Annotated in this window: 12 protein-coding genes; 10 read left to right on the top strand and 2 right to left on the bottom strand. The window is 43.9% G+C overall.

The genetic code is table 11. The annotated features are described in order from the left end of the window. Positions 1 to 12 precede the first annotated feature (12 nt). The 10 genes from ICL16_RS40885 (at position 13) to ICL16_RS40930 (ending at position 11,351) form a co-directional block, all read left to right on the top strand. Positions 13 to 1,797, top strand: coding sequence for a TrbI/VirB10 family protein (locus ICL16_RS40885; protein WP_190837678.1), 1,785 nt, complete (start codon positions 13 to 15; stop codon positions 1,795 to 1,797). Then, a complete protein-coding gene (locus ICL16_RS40890) occupies positions 1,794 to 2,615 on the top strand; it encodes a hypothetical protein (RefSeq protein WP_190837680.1) in 822 nt (273 codons plus the stop codon). The genes ICL16_RS40885 and ICL16_RS40890 overlap by 4 nt, the downstream gene beginning before the upstream one ends. A 6-nt stretch (positions 2,616 to 2,621) precedes the next feature. Then, a complete protein-coding gene (locus tag ICL16_RS40895) occupies positions 2,622 to 4,037 on the top strand; it encodes a hypothetical protein (protein ID WP_190837683.1) in 1,416 nt (471 codons plus the stop codon). Between the two features lie 193 nt (positions 4,038 to 4,230). After that, complete coding sequence (locus tag ICL16_RS40900; protein WP_190837685.1) at positions 4,231 to 6,000, top strand: type IV secretory system conjugative DNA transfer family protein; 1,770 nt, start codon at positions 4,231 to 4,233, stop codon at positions 5,998 to 6,000. Then, positions 6,000 to 6,269: a hypothetical protein gene (locus tag ICL16_RS40905; RefSeq protein WP_190837687.1), complete on the top strand. Its 270-nt coding sequence runs from the start codon at positions 6,000 to 6,002 to the stop codon at positions 6,267 to 6,269. Before ICL16_RS40900 ends, ICL16_RS40905 begins: the two co-directional genes overlap by 1 nt. 117 nt (positions 6,270 to 6,386) lie before the next feature. After that, positions 6,387 to 6,626 (top strand): hypothetical protein, encoded by a 240-nt coding sequence (locus tag ICL16_RS40910; RefSeq protein ID WP_190837689.1) that lies wholly within the window; start codon positions 6,387 to 6,389, stop codon positions 6,624 to 6,626. Then, positions 6,601 to 7,716 carry an ATPase gene (locus ICL16_RS40915; protein ID WP_190837691.1) on the top strand — a complete coding sequence of 372 codons (1,116 nt, stop codon included), beginning with the start codon at positions 6,601 to 6,603 and terminating at the stop codon, positions 7,714 to 7,716. Before ICL16_RS40910 ends, ICL16_RS40915 begins: the two co-directional genes overlap by 26 nt. A gap of 140 nt (positions 7,717 to 7,856) precedes the next feature. Next, positions 7,857 to 10,319, top strand: a complete 2,463-nt coding sequence (locus tag ICL16_RS40920) for a hypothetical protein (RefSeq protein ID WP_190837693.1) — start codon at positions 7,857 to 7,859, stop codon at positions 10,317 to 10,319. Between the two features lie 117 nt (positions 10,320 to 10,436). Continuing rightward, positions 10,437 to 10,988, top strand: a complete 552-nt coding sequence (locus ICL16_RS40925; protein ID WP_190837695.1) for a DUF192 domain-containing protein — start codon at positions 10,437 to 10,439, stop codon at positions 10,986 to 10,988. Between the two features lie 219 nt (positions 10,989 to 11,207). Next, entirely contained in the window at positions 11,208 to 11,351 is a 144-nt protein-coding gene (locus ICL16_RS40930) for a hypothetical protein (RefSeq protein WP_190837697.1), read from the top strand. Between the two features lie 154 nt (positions 11,352 to 11,505). Here the strand turns inward: ICL16_RS40930 and ICL16_RS40935 are convergent, their stop codons facing one another. Continuing rightward, a complete protein-coding gene (locus ICL16_RS40935) occupies positions 11,506 to 11,823 on the bottom strand; it encodes a type I secretion C-terminal target domain-containing protein (protein ID WP_190837699.1) in 318 nt (105 codons plus the stop codon). Beyond that, positions 11,804 to 18,610 (bottom strand): FG-GAP-like repeat-containing protein, encoded by a 6,807-nt coding sequence (locus tag ICL16_RS40940; protein WP_190837702.1) that lies wholly within the window; start codon positions 18,608 to 18,610, stop codon positions 11,804 to 11,806. The genes ICL16_RS40935 and ICL16_RS40940 overlap by 20 nt, the downstream gene beginning before the upstream one ends. Between the last annotated feature and the right edge of the window lie 19 nt (positions 18,611 to 18,629).

Below are 18,629 nucleotides of genomic sequence, written 5' to 3' on the forward strand. Positions count from 1 at the left end.
AATATTCATACCATGTCACAACTTTTAGAAAATAATGGTAATGGCAATGGCAATAATCATAACGAACATAAAGTTCAATCCGTTGATGAATTATTACCTATAAATAGTACTTTTGTACAGCAAGAAGAAAATTTAAAAAATACTGAAAATCCCGATGTATCAGAGTTAGAAACTGAAGAAGACCCCGCAACAGTTAACAATAAACACGATTTTGTTACTTCACCTTGGTCGCGTTTAGGAATCATTGGTGGCGCATTTGGAGTAGCATTCCTAGTCGTGTTCATTGTCCTCAACGGCATGATGAACGGCGGTAATCAAACCGCCAAAAAACCAGAAGCTACCCCCACTCCCACTCCCACCAGTACCACCTTTGAGCAAAAAGATGGGGATGTCTACGCTAAATTGGCTCTTGCTAAACAACAAGAAGAATTAGAGGCTCTCAATGGTAAGGAAAAAAATAAAGAAGAGAAGAAGCCAGAACAGGAATTACCAACAGAAAAATCTACTGTTAAAGGAAAAGATAACCCAACCAGAGAAACAACTAAAAATTCGGCTCCCCCAAGAGAAGCCTCCCAGCGCGTTGTCGTCGCGAAAGTCACAGAACCACCACCAAGACAGCAACGCACCATCTACCGAGAACCTGCCATAGCTACTTCCCCCAGGCACGGTCAGGTGACATTTCGACCAATTCAACAAGAGCGTCCTCAACCAGCAAGTAATGTCAGCAACCGTTCTAATAGACTTGTCGCTTCTACAATAAACCCTCAATTAACAAAAAATCTTCAGGTGGCATTAGACCCACTGGCAGAAATTGAACGCCTGCGTAATCTCGGCAGTGTGGGTAGAGTACAATATGTAAGCACTAAAAATACAGAAGTAACACCAACTACTGCTTCTTCAACAACTGAAAGAACTGTTGCACAAGATGATACTAGTACTTCTCTCCCCCCCTCATCTCCCTCATCTCCCTCCCTCCGTCGCCGCCGAAATAGCTCTTTTAACCAGGAAAATATTAACAACGGCAACGATACAAGCAATCAAGTAGAAGAGTTGCGTCCCCGTTGGCAACCAACAAGCCAAGCTGAAAATCAGGGCAGACAGCAAGTAGCACATAATTACCTCTCCGAAGAATCCCAAATTTTAGAGGAGAAGAAAGCACAATATCTAGTAATTGGTTCTTTCGCCCGTGCTACGTTAATTACCCCCTTAGTACTACCCCAGACATTAGCAGGCAACCGTCAACAACTTTCACAGCGCTTTGTCGCTCAACTTGACGAACCAATTTACAGCAATACTGATGAAATCGCACTTGAGAAAGGTACGCTTCTTACCGTAACCATAACTTCAGTAGATGGCTCGTCCAGTGTCAACGCTGAAGTTACAGCGATTATCAAAGATGAAACTGAATATCCAGTATCTCCTGGAACTATTTCTGTCCTGGGTGAAGGTGGTTCACCCCTGATCGCCAGACCTTATAAGGACAAAGGACCAGAAATCGCAAAGTACGATACCACTCTTGGTGCAATAGCAGGAATTGCCAAGGTAGGAGAAATCATCAACAAGCCAGATGAACAGGTAACACAATACATACCTTTTGGTGGAACAGTAACACGCAGCAGTAATAACAGACGTAACATTGGCGCTGCTTTTGTTCAAGGCGCATTCGGCAAACTAGGCGAAACAATTGGCAAGCGTACAGAGCGTGCCACTGATGAAATTATGAACCGGACTGTAGTCTGGTTTGTTCCTAAAAATACCAAAATCACCGTCAAAGTCGATAGGTCGTTAAAACTGTGAAATCTAAATATATAGTTTGTTTCGGTCTAATCATCCCTTGCGCGATCGCACAACTCGCTACACCAAACCAAGCTGTGTTGGCAAATACTGTCCGTCAAATCGCTGCTTCTCAGGTATCGGGAGAAACTGCTCAATTGCTTTCAGTGAAGGTGTGGCCCGGACATGGAGTATCTATCTCGTTCTTGAGCACCAGAGAAATTATCAAAAAAATTTGGTTAGATGACCCGTCAAGGTTTGTTTTTGACGTAGATGGATGTCTCGAAGGGTTAGGCAGGTGTTCAGAGAACAACACTGGCGCAGGACTCATTCATATCCGGCAAATTGAGAAAGTAAAAATTCCAGGTCTGCCTGAGAGTCCCTACGGCGCACACATGACGGTAATAACAGAATCTGGGTCGCAAAGAAAAACCTATCATTTTCGCATAGTACTGGGTAACGGCACACCAGAATACAGCGAACTAAAAATTATTAATGATACTGCAGTTAAAGAAGAAATTGTCAGACCAAAAGTTGATTACGCAGCGAGATCCGACAGCAAGTATATTTCCAAAGGAATGCAAGTTGCCGTTTCAAAACAGTGGATTACTACTGATAGCAAGCTTTGGAAACGGCTAAATCAACTTGTTGAGTTACGTTCCTCTGGAGAGGAACTTGTCGTCGCCGCCAGCACCGCCGGAGTATCAATGCAATTGGTTGAAAAACTCATGTCACTGGGTGGAAAAGCAAGATTGGAACTACCACCAGCAAGACGCGATAACCCACCTACAACACCAACCACAGCCGAAACAGACTTTATTTCAAATCAAAATTTTAAGTAACTAACTATGGATAACTTGAATTCAATTTCAGAAGTAACCGAAGTAACTGCAATAGTACCAGTCGCATCTTTAAATCAGCCTATTACCACAGGTGTCCCCAACCGAGCGCTTCAGTATCGAATAAAAAAATTAAACACATATCGCTACCTAATGGCAGCAGGACTTGTTGCAGGACTCGCCTTACACGGACTAATCCGGTTTGGAGGTAGCTACAATATTGGGAGTGTTGACATCAGACACCTAGCGCAAGGAAGCATTGCCGCTCATGGCAGTATCCTCAGTTTTATATTTGGCGATCGCGCAGTTGCTGAAACAGCCAATCAGAAAAAACAACCCTTCGCTACCAAATACGTTAACGGCGGCACACCAACCCCTGATTGGACCAACATAACATTCAAAGACATGAAATTTGGGGAAGCTGGTAGCGTCGAATTCCCCAACATCAAAAACCCAGGCATGAAGGAAACACGCAGTTGGGAAGCAGGACAAAGCTTGGCTGATGTTATGGAACTTGGTGATTTTGAAGCTACCGAATTCAAAATAGAGGAGCTATCTCTTAAAGACATTGCAAAAATTACTGGCATCGACCTTAAAGAGTTAAAATTAGATAGCCTGGAATTAACCAACTGGCAAACTATCGCCAACTTGAGTGATTCCATTCCAGACTTGGGCGATATGCTTGTCAGCGATTTCCCACCTATTAACGATGCCATCCAAGAAATAACAGGAAGCCCATATTCCGGCACAATCAGCAGTGCAATTGAAACTTTTCCCGAACTGGAACAAGCAGAACTGGGCAAATACATCAAACTTTCCGATTACAATCTCACAGACATCCCCGGCATCGAGTCAGCCCCTCTCAAAAAATTTTACAACTGGCAGAATACAACAATTGGTCTAGTTCCGGGTTTAGCTGATGTGCCTTTTGATCAATTCCCCGGCATTCTCATCCCCGACATGAGCTTTGTTGGCAAGGTTGACCTACCATTGCGGGAAGTAGAAGCCAACCGATGGAAGTCAATTTCGGGCAGCTACCAGGAAGGATTCAATGTACCCTGTACCAAAAATTGCGCTCACATAGAAGTTGCAGGCAGTGATAACCTCACCGGGGCGCAGTGGATGTCCGGCAAGTTCCAAAAAGTTAAGGGGGGCTTCGGGATACTTGGCAACCTCAACGGCGGCAAAGAACCTACTGGTCGCCACCCCTTTGGCAAAGCTTTCAAGCAAGTAATCTGGGACATTAACGAAGCATCCGGTAGCATTACTACAGCTATGTTCTTCCGCATCTGCAAGCGCGGCGGCTTTATTGATTTGGGATGCTCGCCCTACTTCATTGGTCCTGTGCCATTTTTTACGTACAAAGAAATGGACCCCATCATCCTTGGTACACCTCTGAGTGTACCTAAAAAAGTAGCTCCTTAAGCAATACCGTTCGGTTAAAACGTCTATTCGTTGAGACAGCAGAGGTGCTCTTGTGCAGGGGTGCTCTTGAGAAGGAAGAATCTGCTCTTGGGCTCCTCTGCACCTGAAGCCCCTCCGCTCCTCTGCTTACCTTCACTCCTTCTACTTCTTATCTGAACCGTACTAGCAACACTCTTTCTTCTCACCAACTTTTATGAATAATTTATACTTTGCTACAGCTAAAACCGTCCGAGTTAAACAAACCCAAGAAGCTCAACCCTCTACTTCAAGCTTAGATTTCAGCAAGTATACCAAGCAACTGATGTCCCCTCAAGGACTAGCACTCGCAGGAGGGATATTAGCACTATTTCTCCTGCAAATGTTATCTGGGGGGAAGAAGGGCAAACTTGCTACCAGCTATTGGGGCGGAGCAAAGGAAACTGCCCAAGCCAAGAAAAAAGCCTTGAAACAAATTACCTCTCCTAAGTGCGATAGCGCCAGCTTGTATATTGGAGTACACAGATACAAAGGTCAAAAATTACCCAAGGGAAGTGGGGGAGTCCCAGTTTACGTACCCGATGTTCAACGTGGAACTGCCGTAATTGGCGCACCAGGTAGCGGTAAATCATTCTCGGCTATCAACCCCATGCTCTATTCGGCAATTGACCAGGGGTTTGGGATTTGCCTGTATGATTTTAAGTACCCGTCACAGGCTAAGATAGCCAGTTACGCAAAGTCTAAAGGTTACGAAGTACACGTATTTGCACCGGGATTTCCTGAATCTGAGGTATGCAATCCAATCGATTTCTTGCGCGATAGTAGCGATGCTGAAACAGCGCGACAGTTGGCTACAGTCATTAACAAAAATTTCCGCTTGCTTGGAGGGGGTAGCGAAGATGCATTCTTTGGTCCTGCAGGCGACCAGTTAACTCAGGCAATCCTCATGCTCACCAAGGAATTCGGTGAACTAGCAGATATTATGACTGCTGCGGCAATTTTATCAAGTGAAAAGATGGTCGAACGCTTAATGGCTGCCAGTCTTAATCCGTGGATTAAAATTGCCTTTGGTCAGTTATTCAGCTCATCCGGCTCTGAAAAAACTGTAGCGGGTATCGCTGGGACCGCCTCGCTCATGTTTACCCGCTTCATGGCGAAAAACACTCTAGGTTGCTTTGTCGGTAAGACTACCTTACCCCTAGAGGTAAACAAGAAACAAATGATTATCTTCGGACTCGATCGCGAACGCCGCGATGCAGTCGGTCCCTTGATGACCTCTATAATGCACATGACTGTCGCTAGAAGTATTGCTAAAAAGCGGTTTGAGACTGGTCCGCTGGTAGTTAGCGTTGACGAATTACCCTCAATCTTCCTACCTGACCTATTCAAATGGTTAAACGAATCCCGAAGTGAAGGATTCTGCGGTATCCTTGGATGGCAAAACATGGGACAGTTGGAGAAAATTTACGGTAAAGAAATCTCCAAAGCAATTCTTGGTGCGTGCGGTACAAAGTTTGTATTTAATCCTGGTGAAGAAGAATCTGCACGATTATTTTCTGCTTACCTCGGTGAAGAAGAAATTAAATATAAACAAAAATCTCGGTCAACGGGAGGGGGGAAAGCTAGTACAAGTATCTCTGAGCAAGAACGCACTCGAAAATTATTCGAGCCTGCCCAATTCCTCAAATTACCACCAGGTAAATGTTTATTTATTAACCCTGCTTATAGCAATAAAAATGAGGGTTCAGTTCCCCTATTAAAGAATATTAAAGTTCCAAAATATCTCATCGGACTAGAGTCAGAAAATGGGAATAATTGGGATAAACTCATCAAGCAACTCGCTCGTAAAAGTACACAAAAAAGACCAACCCAAGAAGATTTAGATCTCAGGGTACAAGAAGTAGATAAGCGTTTCCCAATCCCGCAAGCACCCGTACAAGCAGGTAATGCACCTTTACCCGTTGATTCGTACAAGGAATTCTTCTAATGATATCACCTCATCTTATAGCAGAAATCAATAAATACAAAACCTTCCCGCGTTGGAATCACCTGTTTCCTCCCTACGTTGAAAAACATTATTTCGATAACATTCTCGTCTACCATTACGAGCGCACAAATCCAGATAATATTTACTGCGATAAGTTTTATCCAGATGGTGCCTATCCCCAACTTATTATCATTCGATTTGATAATCAGCTAGTCTTTGTCAAATACCTACATAATGTACTACTTGATAGATTACCAACAGCACTATGATAATTAGGAATAAATCTCTAGTATCGGCGGATGAAATCACCACAGCAGCAAATGCTCATCGAGGGAGGTTGGTAAAATAGACGCATAGACCTACCTGTAAACCTGAGACTTTCAATTATGAGCAATACTAACAGTAACAACAATATTTCCCAAAAAGATTATTTCGAGCTAACTCCCCAAGAACATGAAGCACTAGCCCAACAAGCAGTGAGAGATGCGATCGCACGAATGCACAAAGGAGGAATACCTACAGTCGAAGTTGATAATGATGGTCAACTACACCATCGTCACCCAGACGGAACGCTAACACCAATTACAATCAACCAGGAAGATGAGACAACCGAACAATCAACCTAAACTAGTCGTCTTTGCAGGTCCCAATGGCAGTGGAAAATCTACCATTACGAACACCCTTCGAGAAACAGCAAGTTTCCCTGCCAATTACATTAACCCAGATGAAATCGCACTCACCCTAACCGAAAATAACCCCAATCGCAAAGCATACCAAGCCGCTATCATCGCGGAAGAGCAACGCCAAAGTTATATCGATCAAAGGGAATCGTTCGCCTTTGAGACAGTGATGTCTCACCCAAGCAAGTTAGAACTAATGAAACAAGCTCTCATATCTGGCTACCAGGTGGAATTAGTGTTTGTTGCTACAAAAGACCCAGAAATTAATATTAATAGGGTGAGACAGCGCGTAGCAGAGGGTGGACACGATGTTCCTGCTGACAAAATTCGAGAAAGGTACAATCGTACTATTGAATTATTGCCCGCAGCAGTTGAAATAGCAGACCGGGTTCGCATATATGACAACAGCACCATTCCCCAACAAGCTGTCATTATCGAAAATGGTCAAATTACCTACCAGTTAGAAGAAATACCTACCTGGGTACAAACCACACTCACGAAACTAGAACAAAGAGCAAGCGATCGCTCTCAAATTGCAACCAATCCTACCACACCAGCCAATATTGACAGTGGGAAGTACGTGGGGACGGTTAGCCAAACCACCGACAACTATATTGTGCAGCAAACAGGGGATAGGCGAATACTTCACGACCGTAGTATCGTTAAGGGTGAGTTTGAATCGGGGGACAATATCAGGATTGCCTATCGGGATGGTAACGTGGTAGCTACGGTACAACCCACCCAGGAAAATCAACAATGGGCTGAAAGTATATTGCCGATCGCCAGTAATATCCTCCAAGTTGAACGACTTGAAAACCGAGTAGAAAACCCAAGTAGGGGAATCGAACTTGTACGAGAGAATAACTATCAGTTGCAGCTAAACCGCAACAACGAAACTCTTACCATTTCATCAGTTGGTGACAATCGGACAGTTGCATCTTATGACTTAGCAGAAAGTATCGTCATTGCCGCCAATCCTACCGCACAAGATAAACAGTACTGGCTCTCAAGAAGCCAACAATCTCAAGTCGAATAACCTAACCGTAACGACATTGAACTGTAAGTCAATATTATCCATCCTTAAAGTTGGATATTTTTCTTTGTTGTCACCCAATGGTTTAGGAAAGTTAACTATAATTTAAAACTTAAAACTCCTTAATAAATATTAAATTTACTATGTTTGACCCTAGACAAACCCAAATTCAAGAATCGTATTTAGCGACACTTAGTAGTACAGAAAAAGCGCTCTTAAGTATAAGCAAAGCTTTCGTTTATGCTGTTACCGAAATAACAAAAGAAATTCTTGATAGACTCAAAGAAGCTCACTCAGCTAGTAAAATAGCTGTTGAAGTTGGTCAGGATACTTACAATCTCGTACCCGATGAATCTACACCAAGGGCGTATAAATGGGAGAAGGTAGATTTAACCAACCCCCTGGAACCAAAAGTAATTAATGATGGAGTTAGTGCCGAACTAACTGACTATCAAGCTCAAACTATTGGTGCTAGGTTAGTGGAAGATGTACCAGATTTAGGGAATAATTACCAGCAGTCAGGTGAAAGCCCTCTCAGAATTACTGCTTATATAGAGTCAGAAGGTTCGGACAAGCAAATCGTCATCTACGAGCAAAATAGCGAAGGTAAGTGTACAACTAATCTTGTAACTGAAACGCTTACTCAAGATGAAATTATGAAGATAGCAAGCGAACCACTCGTAAAGCTACTACCTCCTTCTGCTGAAATAATTAAAAATTCTGAAGGGCGGCAAGAATTATTGAATAGTGAAAACCTGACTACTGAAACAGATAATACTATTGAAAATCAAACCAGACAGATAGAAGAAAATCTGTCAGCAGTTGCCGACAATATGTTGTCAGAACTGTTGAATGAAAATAACAATCAAGTTAAACCTGAAGTTGAACCCGAAGCAGTTAGTTATTACGAGTCAGATGAATATACTGTAGGGTTTTTAGATGATATAGATATCAGTAACCCTCCTGATGTCGATTTGCCACCAGATAATTATGAAGAGTTTAATTACCGGGCTTATGCAGAACAAAATTCCTCATCAGCTGTATCTGTTACGTCAGAAGAAGTTAATCAAGTTCAATCTGTAGAGTCAGCAGAAACAAACGAACTTGTCGAAACAGTCGATTTTGAAGCAGTATTCGTAAAAGCTGAAAATCAAGCAACTGATAATTTAGAACAAGAAACTCCATCAGTAGAACAAACTCCCCGTACTCAAAAGGAAGTTGAAGTTGAAGAAGTTTCTAATAACAAGCTATCTCAAAAAAAGGTTGAAGAAGTTGAAGAAAACTCTACTCGCAATCAATTCTTCACGCCAGAAGAAGAGTTAGAAACTACCTACGCACCTCAATATACCTACCAAGAGGTAGCCAACTCCCAAGGGGTAGAGCCAGCAGCGCAGCAGTGGGCGCGTCAGGTAGAAGTACCCATCTACCAGATTAACAACAAACAAGCACGGGAGGAACGCTACAAGGGGGAAAATAAGAACATTGCTGAAACCGCGACGGCAATCTTAAAAAAATACGGCACCGTTGAGCAAGATGGATCGCGTATTTACCGTAGCGATGCGTTTGTAATTCGGCTTGAGGGAGATACCATCGGCATTCACCGCCGCAGTGATGAACTATCTGGATGGGAAAACTCCTTGATGGAGTTTAAACTTAATAAAAAGGAAGAACCTAAAATAACGAAAAAGCCCACCCAGATGTTACCTGTAGAACGTCAGGAATTTCTCATGGTGGCAGAACATCTAAATGATAATGGCAAACTCCCCGATCTTAGCAGTGCCGATATTCGCGATGTCGCAAATTCATTAGGGAGTTTAGCACCAGCAGGGACAATTAAAACCTTGGAAGTATTTAAACAAAACGAGATATTGCTCACCCTTAACAACGTCCTCATCCAGGCAGATAAGGAAGAACTTACGGTTGGTGAATTTACCATCAAGCGATCGCGTGACCCCGAAAACAATCGAGCAAGCCTGCAATTGTTTAAAACCACTGAAGAAAAGGGAACCCAAGAACTTGTCCGGTTTGATCTGACTAAAACCGAAGCTGGCATCACTAAAGAAGTCAGTAAGATGAATATCTCTGACTACGATATCAACCAAGTCAAATTTATTGCCCAAAATGCCCAAAAACTCAACTTGGAGCAAATCTTCGGTAACGAACAACCTACAGCTTCCGCAGCACCTCCCAAGGAACAACCAATACAAACGGCAGGCGATATCCCCGTCAAAGTTCACCCTTATATTGCTGAGGAATGGGCAAACATGGTCAAGCATGGCGGTCCTGACTGGGGGGGAGCAATGAACCAAGGTAATGAAGAAATTCTCCTGCGGATAAAAGACAACTCCGGCAAGTTACCAATTGCCGACCAGCGGGAAATGTACTTCAAAGTTATGACTTACAAAGCTACCGTTGCCGAAAAGCAAGGGGAAAACACTATGGAGTTTGTACCCCTCAAAGACATTATGCAAGACCTTCAACAGTGGAGAGGGGAAGAAATCTTGCAGCAGTATACCCCCACTGAAAATATACCCTTTCCCCAACGGCAAACTGTCACCACCGCAGCAGCAGCACCTAAAGCCAAATCGGGAGGGGTTGAACTTTGAAGCTTTTACACCTTGATAACAGGAGGTGAAATTTAGTCACTAATAACTAGATTTTGGACTAGTCGATATTTTGTACTTAACTTAAACATTCCAATCTAATCTACAAGGTTTAAAGACATGACAATTACAGCACAAAACAATCAAATTCAAAAACAAAGTAATGTTGTCATTGGAAAAACTCTCTTAAATTTACTGAAAATTGTAGGACCAATAGCAGGATTTGTGGCAGCAATATCACCTCTAGTTTATATAGGCTTGTACCACCATCCTCAAAAACTACCAATTGGTGCCACGCTCAATGCTAACAATCAAACTGTTAAACTAGAGGTAGCACGCAAACCCCATGAGATTGCAAAGGGTCTGAAGTTTCGCTCAGAATTAGTTGCGAATCAAGGAATGCTGTTTGTTATTCCAGGGAAGGCACAACCCATCCAGATATGGACGAAAGATGTACGCTTTCCGCTCGACATGGTGTTTGTACGCAACAACAACGTAGTCAAGATCATTGAAAATGTCCCGACTTGCAAGGACCAGTGTCCTTTTTATAATTCCATCCAAGAAGTTGACAAATTGATAGAACTTCCCGCCCATACAGCAGTGGGCAAACTCAAGCTCAAGTCAGGCTCAATAATCAACATAAACTTTGCATCCGCACCATCCGCACAGTAGATAACTACCAAAAAGAAAATATGCAGTAATCGCTTGCACCAAGAAGTTAGTGCAAGCATTTTTTTGATTTACATTAATATTTTTAGTAAAGATAAAGTAATGACAAATTATTAGTAACTGCCAGAGAACTAACGGCAGAGGATGTTGCCCGATGGCAGCAAATTGAAGCCTCAAGACAAATAAGCAACCAACAGCTAGATAACCAACAATCGGGAGATATTGAACGATGAAAATATCAATCATTACCGCCACATACAATCGACCTTCCCAATTGAGTGCGATGACGCAAAGCGCCCACCGGAGGCGATCGCATCAGTTTTGCTGCTTCCTTTTCCCCACAAACCTGAAACGGTAATCCCCTAGGTCTTGCCCAGGTCGAAGCTTACGCGATTGGGGTCAGTGTCAATGACCAAGGTTGCACCATCTTCACAAAACAGTGAGGCAAGGCAGATAGCCGAGGTTGTCTTGGCAACCCCGAACTTGATATAAATCGACAATACCAGCAACCTTTTTCCGCTTACCACAAAAGTTGACCAATTCCACCAACCCCGGTAGAGTCACCATTTTGGTTGGTACTGGTACTGAAGTTAGTAGCTACAACGTTTTCCATGACTAGCGTCCTGAAAATATTGCGAGCAGGAGCGCCGTTCGGGTCGATTTGGACAGCAGTACTTGAGTCAATTTGAGTAAGTTGCACATAGTCATCGAGTGGGATCGAGCTACTATAACTTGGAGGAGCAAAGATTTGGTTCAAGTCGAGGACATTGCTAGTAGGGTCAAAGTCAGTGATTGTGTCGCCGAAATCCCTATAACTTTCATAGAAAAATCGGTTCATTGCCTGCACCGCCTGTGATAATGTCACCGCTCTTGCCACTCACTAGAATATCGTCACCGTTACTGCCGATGATCGTATTTCTGCCTATACTACTGTTGAAGGTGTCATTGCTACTGCTGCCAGTCAAAGTAGCGCTACTATCTCCCCCAATTGCTGCATTGACCGTGGTGGTATTAAGAAATACTGAGACGTTATTAAAGCTATAGTTCGCCGTTGCCAGATCCGGTTTACCGTCTTTGTTGAAGTCCCCGAAAGCAACGGAACCGCCACCTGACCCCACGTAAAAGTTGGCAGCGCCAAAGCTGCCTGTGCCATCCCCAAACAGTACTGAAATGTTGCCGCTGGGAGATGTTCTGGCTAGTAGGTCGCTTAAGCCATCTGCGTTCAGGTCCTCCACAGCAACGTCAGAGGGATATGACCCCACGTTAAAGTTTGTGGCAGTGCCAAAGCGACCTGTGCCATCTCCCAACAGCACTGAAATGTTGTCAGAGGCTTGGTTCGCTACAGCTAAGTCGAGGAAACCGTCTGAATTCAAATCACTTATAGCAAGAGAATTGGGATTCCTTCCTACGTTAAAGTTAGTGGCAGTGCTAAAGTTGCCTTTACCATCTCCTAACAGCACTGAGACATTGTTAGAGAAATAGTTCGCCACAACAAGGTCGGGGAAGTTATCTGTGTTCAGGTAACTCACAGTGACGGAACTGGGATATGATCCTACGTTAAAGTTGGTGGCAGTGCCAAAGCTGCCTTTGCCATCTCCCAACAGTACTGAAATATCGTCAAAGGTATTGTTCGTCATGGCTAGATCGGGAAAACCATCTGCATTTAGGTCACTTACAGCAATAGAATTGGCAAATGACCTCACTTTAAAGTTGGTGGCAGTACTAAAGCTGCCTTTGCCATCTCCCAACAGCACTGAGATGTTGCTCCCATTGAAGTTCGTTACAGCTAGATCCTGGTTGCCGTCTGCGTTCAGGTCACTCACAGCAATGTCCGTGGGATAGTCTCCCGCATTAAAGTTGGTGGCAATGCCAAAGCTGCCTTTGCCATCTCCCAACAGTATTGAGACATTGTCAGAGACTTCGTTCGCCACAGCTAGGTCCTGGTTGCCGTCTCTGTTGAAGTCTCCTAGCGCAATGGAACGGGGAGAACTTCCCACACTAAAGGGAGAGTTGGGGGCATTGCTAAAGGAGACATTGGTAGATGGTGAAGGAAGATCATCATTGAGGATTGTTCCAACGCCCTGGAGGTCAGCAATATCTGTATTGCTTGCCGTACTTAGGTTGACAAAGAAAGTCTCGTCAGGCTCTACTTTGGTGTCAGCGATGATCTGTACGCTAACGATTTTTTCCGTCTCGTTTTGGGTAAAGGTTAGTTGACCGCTAGTGGGATTATAATCTGTACCAGTTGTGGCTGTACCATCAACAGTGGCGTAGTCCACCGTCACCGTCGATAGGAAGTTGAGAATATCAGTGCCTGAAAGGTTGTCTACCGTTTCGATGAAGCCAGCACCACCAGTCCCAGCTAGACCTTTGACAGTGAATAAAGCGTTGGTGGTGCCGCTATTGCCTTCGGTGAGAGTGACATCATTAATGGAGAACTCTCGGGGTAAAAAGAAGTTTTCAATAGATAGGTCTTCAGCCTGGGAAGCAACTCCGTTTTTGTTGATGTCTATTATTAGCGTGCTGCCAAATCGCGCCAGTCCTGCTTGACCGGAAACAGGAGCTGATAAGGAGAGGTTAATGTTTAAGAGATTGAGGGTATCATTAGTGCCATTGGTATCCTGAATTCGGCTGCCCGCAGCGCGGGCAGGACCCTGAATAGTTGTCTCAGCGTTTAGCTCATAAGTTGTATTAGCGTCTAGCTCATAAGTATCATTCCCCAATCCCCCCCGCAGGATATCAGCACCACCGCCACCAATGAGAACGTCATCGCCGTCTGTTCCGATCAAGGTATCATTATACGGAGAACCCTCATATTGCTCAATTGACACGAACACATCTCCCTGTGCATCCCCCGTAGCCTCAAGAGTGGCTAGATTAAGCAATATGCCTGTTTTGGCAGTCCTATAGCTAGCTTTATCGATACCAGAACCGCCATCGAGAACATCGGCGCCAGCTCCCCCAACTAGCAAGTCATCACCAGCATCGCCACGCAACGTGTCATTTCCATCGCCACCGTCTAGGAAATCATTTCCTTCTCCTCCAGAGAGCAAGTCATTGCCACCCAGTCCCCCTAGTATATTGTTAGTAGCATCGCCTACTAAAGTGTCATCATACGAGGAACCCTCATATTGCTCGATTGACACAAACACATCTCCCTGTGCATCCCCCGTAGCCTCAAGAGTAGCCAGATTGAGCAAAATGCCTGTTGCGGCAGTCTCATAGCTGGCTGTATCGTCACCAAGACCGCCATCGAGAACATCAGCACCTGCTCCCCCAACTAGCAAGTCATCATCATCACCGCCACGCAATGTATCATTGCCGTTGCCACCATCTAGTAGGTCGAAGCCACTACCGCCCTCTAGAGAATCATTACCACTACCGCCCAGAACCAGATCGTCACCGTTACCACCTACCAGTTCTGCCGATGTTAGGACGTTATCTGTTAGTTGGATGATGTCGTTTTTTTCTCCCCCGTTAGCAACAATCTTACTAACGCCGTTGTACTCCTTGCTGGTGCCAAATGCGGAAATCAAGACTTTCTCATTACCAGATGACCCCGATTGATGCTCAATCGTAAAGATTTCAGCATCATCGGTTATATTACCGTATGTGCGAGCTGCCGCATTTAGTCCCATGTTCAACCGGAGAACGCCGCTGCCAATATCTGTTGCCAATATCGGCACATTTTGTGGTGTACCGCCGCCACCGTTATGGCTGTCGTCGTACTTACTATTGAATTCGGCTAGGGTTCTCCTGGGGCTGTCGTAGCGCTTTTTGATTTGAAAAGGCTTAAACCCAATTTTGAAATAAGCGTTCAGACCAGCAGTTACTTTACCAGAGGTGTCGAATAAGTAAAGGGGATTTTTATTAATTAGATATGCTATCTCGTCAAAGTAAACTTTACCGTCCTTGTTGGGGTCGTTAAGGTTGAAGTCAATATTGCCGTAAATTCCGCCGCCGACCCCACCTGAAGCGACTCCTACGTTCAACTCAGCAGAGGCTTCAAGACCGACATTGAGCTTGACTTCCGAAATATCATCTCCGGTTCCATTAGCGTTGGCGCGATCGCTAACATATAAACCGTTGAAAATATCCGCTGCGTTTTTGGAATCACTGAAATCCCTAAACCCCTTGGTGTCGTACCCAAACGCGAAATCTATCTCTACACCGATGTTTCCTCCGAGTCGAACTCCGAACGGTCCCACGATGGGGAAGAACTGGCTGTATGTAAAACCGAAGTCCAGCTTCGGTAGATCGTAGGTGAAGAGATTGATCTCTTTACCCAGCAGTAAGTTGAAAACCTCCTTTGGTTCGGTCAGGAAGGGGAATTGCAGTCCTCCACCGGGTATTGTGAGGAAGCTAGTAATGATTTCTTTTTCTTTCTTGGCGTTTTTGTCGTCAAAGGCAGCGATTTGGTTTTTAACAAAATCAGCCTTCCTAGTAATATTTGGGTTTTCGTTAATTAGCTGGAAACCTGACTTACGGATGTCTGCGTCACCCAGATTGAAGCTACCTAGGTCGATTTTGATATTACTATCTTTAGAAATATTTGGAATACTATTGACAATTGTGACAATTGTGGCAACTGAATCTATGAATTTGGTATCATACCCAGCTTTCTTCACTACATCCAAGAGGCTAAGCTTAACAACCTTGAGATCAATCTCTTTGGTCAGAATGTCGATAACTGGTTGTACTGGCTTAGTTATTTTTTGAACATCTTCCAAAACTGGACCAGCAAAGTTGCTTAAAAACGAGCCAACGTCTAACTCAACATCGTTGAAGGCAACTGTAGGTGCTAGATTCTCAACAAAATCCCAGTTTACAACCAAATCTGCACCAAGTTGGGGTAACCCCTTTGAGCCGTTAACGCTAGAGAGAAGATTAAGCTTAATGTCAGCAGATCCCTTTGGCGTAACTGTAAAACTGTTACTGTTCAGTTCGCCAATTGTTAACTGGTTGTCGTTGCCATCCTCTAAGTTGAGCGAAAAGTCAAGTTGGCTACCAACATCTTTTGCATCAACTTGGAGGAACCCAAGTGTGGCTGTTGCCTTTGGCAGTGATGGTTTGAGTGAGATGCTTAAGTCTTTATTAGGAGAGGTGTCGAAGAAGAACTCATTGGTAGCAGTGTCAATACCGAAACCAAAATCGAATGTATAGTCAAGGTCAACAGATGCCTTGGCGTTTTCACCGAGTTTTAAGCCGAGCTGTGACAAGCCAAAGCCAATTTCGGACGGCAGCGAAGTTTCAAATTTCTTCGTACCGCCTAGTTTAAAGTTAAATTTAACTAAGGAACCCTCTCCGCTATATATAATGTCTTCTTTAGTAATTTCATTTCCAACATCATCAGAGTCTTTGAGCAAACCAGTCGGCTCAAACAATTCAAAGAAAGCTTCCTGAATTTCATCAACAGATGCATCTCTCGCACTAGCAAACTTTTGACTAAATTTTTCACTAATTTGAGTGGATAAATCCTGTATGAACAGCGCCCCGGTAGCAGTTTTGAGTGTGTCGCCCAGCAAAGGTAAGTCTTTTAAGTTACCAAGGTTTTGGAAACCCGTTGCCCTAAAAATCTTCTCAGTCACAGCATTTTGAATGGCAGACAGTGTCTTACCTAAACCATCCTTCAAGGGTTGAAGACCTATGCTAGGACTTACAGAAAAAGTACGGGCACCGCTCCAATATTCACCAGTCAGAAAGTCGCTAGTGTCAGTGCCAGCGACAATGAAGTGATGCTTCCCCAGAGTGTTTGTAACCAGCATCCATTCGTCTGGGGTGGGTGTCCATTCTGTTATGCTCCCCAGCACCGAGCTTGCCAGCTCGATCTTTGAGAAGTCACTGTTGAAGACAAGGACGTTGAATGTATCGTTGGCGTTATTGTTTTTTTCAAGCCACTTAAAAGTTGGGGGGGGACTTTTTGCGCCATAAGTTGGTTTAATCGCTCCCTTTATAGGTTCTGGTGATACACCGTATTCCTCAAAGATAGCTCCAAACTTCACGCGTTCAGCATAGTTGTTTTGTGTAATATCGAAGAAGTAATCCCAAACATCATCGAGTTGATCCAAATCAGATATTTTGTTGTTGAGGATGTCGTAGAGATCCTTGTGTCCTAATGCGATTTCATCTTTCAATCCGCTGGCGAAAGTGTCTTTATTGTCATCTGCAAGATCCCACAAAATCCGAATCACTGATGCCTCGTCACCTTCACCCACGTTTCCTGCACCATCTTTTGTTTCTAAGTCATATCTTAGATCATATTCAATGTATGTTTGGCTTGTTTTATCTGCATCTGTAGCTTCGTAAAACGTGTTACCCACGGTTGGAACGTTTTGCAACAGCCATGCATCATTGGCGACATGCTGAGCAGCAATCCCCAAATAAGTTGCAAGTCCCTCACCCCATGCAAGTCGAACACCTTTATCCTTCCCATATTTAGGGATGTTGCTCTTCCCACTACTGTGATCGCCACCAGGAGAATCGTCTAAATCATCCAAATCTGCTAAAAAGTGACCATACTCGTGGAGAATCACATCCCAAGCCCAAGCGCGACGTGAAGTGATGTTGAGATCTTTAGCAATAAAGAAGTTATCAAAATACGAAGTATTGTTATTGGTATTGTTTGGAAAGTTTACCTCCAGTCTCCTTGGCAGTTCTCCACGTACAGCTTTTGCATAAACTTCCCCTACATACAATGCATCGCTAATTGAAAACGCACGCTCTGCATCAGTACCGTTGCCAATTGTAAGATTTATGGTGTGAGCGCCATCAGAAATTTCGTCAATAGTGTTAGTTCTTTGTGAATAGGTCTCATCAACAATTGAATTTAATTTCTCCACAAAGTGTGCTGGTCCATCGGCTAACACTTTTATATAGATATTTCGCTTGCCTCCACCACTGCGATCATTGTTGAAAATGGCAGAGTAAACTCCATCAGTATTAGTCCTTACAGTCGTAACAAGCTCGTAGTTAGTATATAAGTCCTCAGCATCCCAGACTTCTACGGTTGCTTCACGAACCGGATGTTGGTAACCAGCACTATCCGTCCAAAGAATGGTTCCAGAAATTGTGACCTCATCATCTGCCTGCTCTACCTGAATGACTTGTCCATCTAAAGTGATAGTCGCTGTATCATCCTCTGCTTTTAACTGCTGCAACCGCCCTTCATCCACCGTTTCCCCCCGAACCAGTGCCGAGAAAATAGCCCCTTCATCCCCAGGTGCATCTGATGCATTAATTTGTGCATCAACAAAATGCCCAATTTCTTCTAATAAAACATTAGTAATTGCTTGGGGATAAGAAGTATTCTGGATGATGTATTCCCGAGATAGATAAATTTTGTTGGTCGCTTCAGCAAAAGCCCCGTTAGCCCCGTTAATTTCTGCGGCTGGGCGGATTTCAATCGCTGGAAGTCCTTCAAAGTTGCCAGTTGCCCATTGCTGACGCAAGTTTTCTAACTTCTCAGCATCAAAAAGGTTGCCAAAGGATAAATTAACTGTTGTTAATAAACTTCCGTCTATTATGCTCTCGCTCAAATAGTTTTGTACAATCAAAGTCGCTTCATTCAAGGCAAATTGAGCAAACTCATCTAAACCTTCAGCACCAATCAGTCTAACCGTTTTCATGATTTCAACCTTCCTCTTA

The organism is Iningainema tapete BLCC-T55 (assembly GCF_014698965.1).
Classification (GTDB): domain Bacteria; phylum Cyanobacteriota; class Cyanobacteriia; order Cyanobacteriales; family Nostocaceae; genus Iningainema; species Iningainema tapete.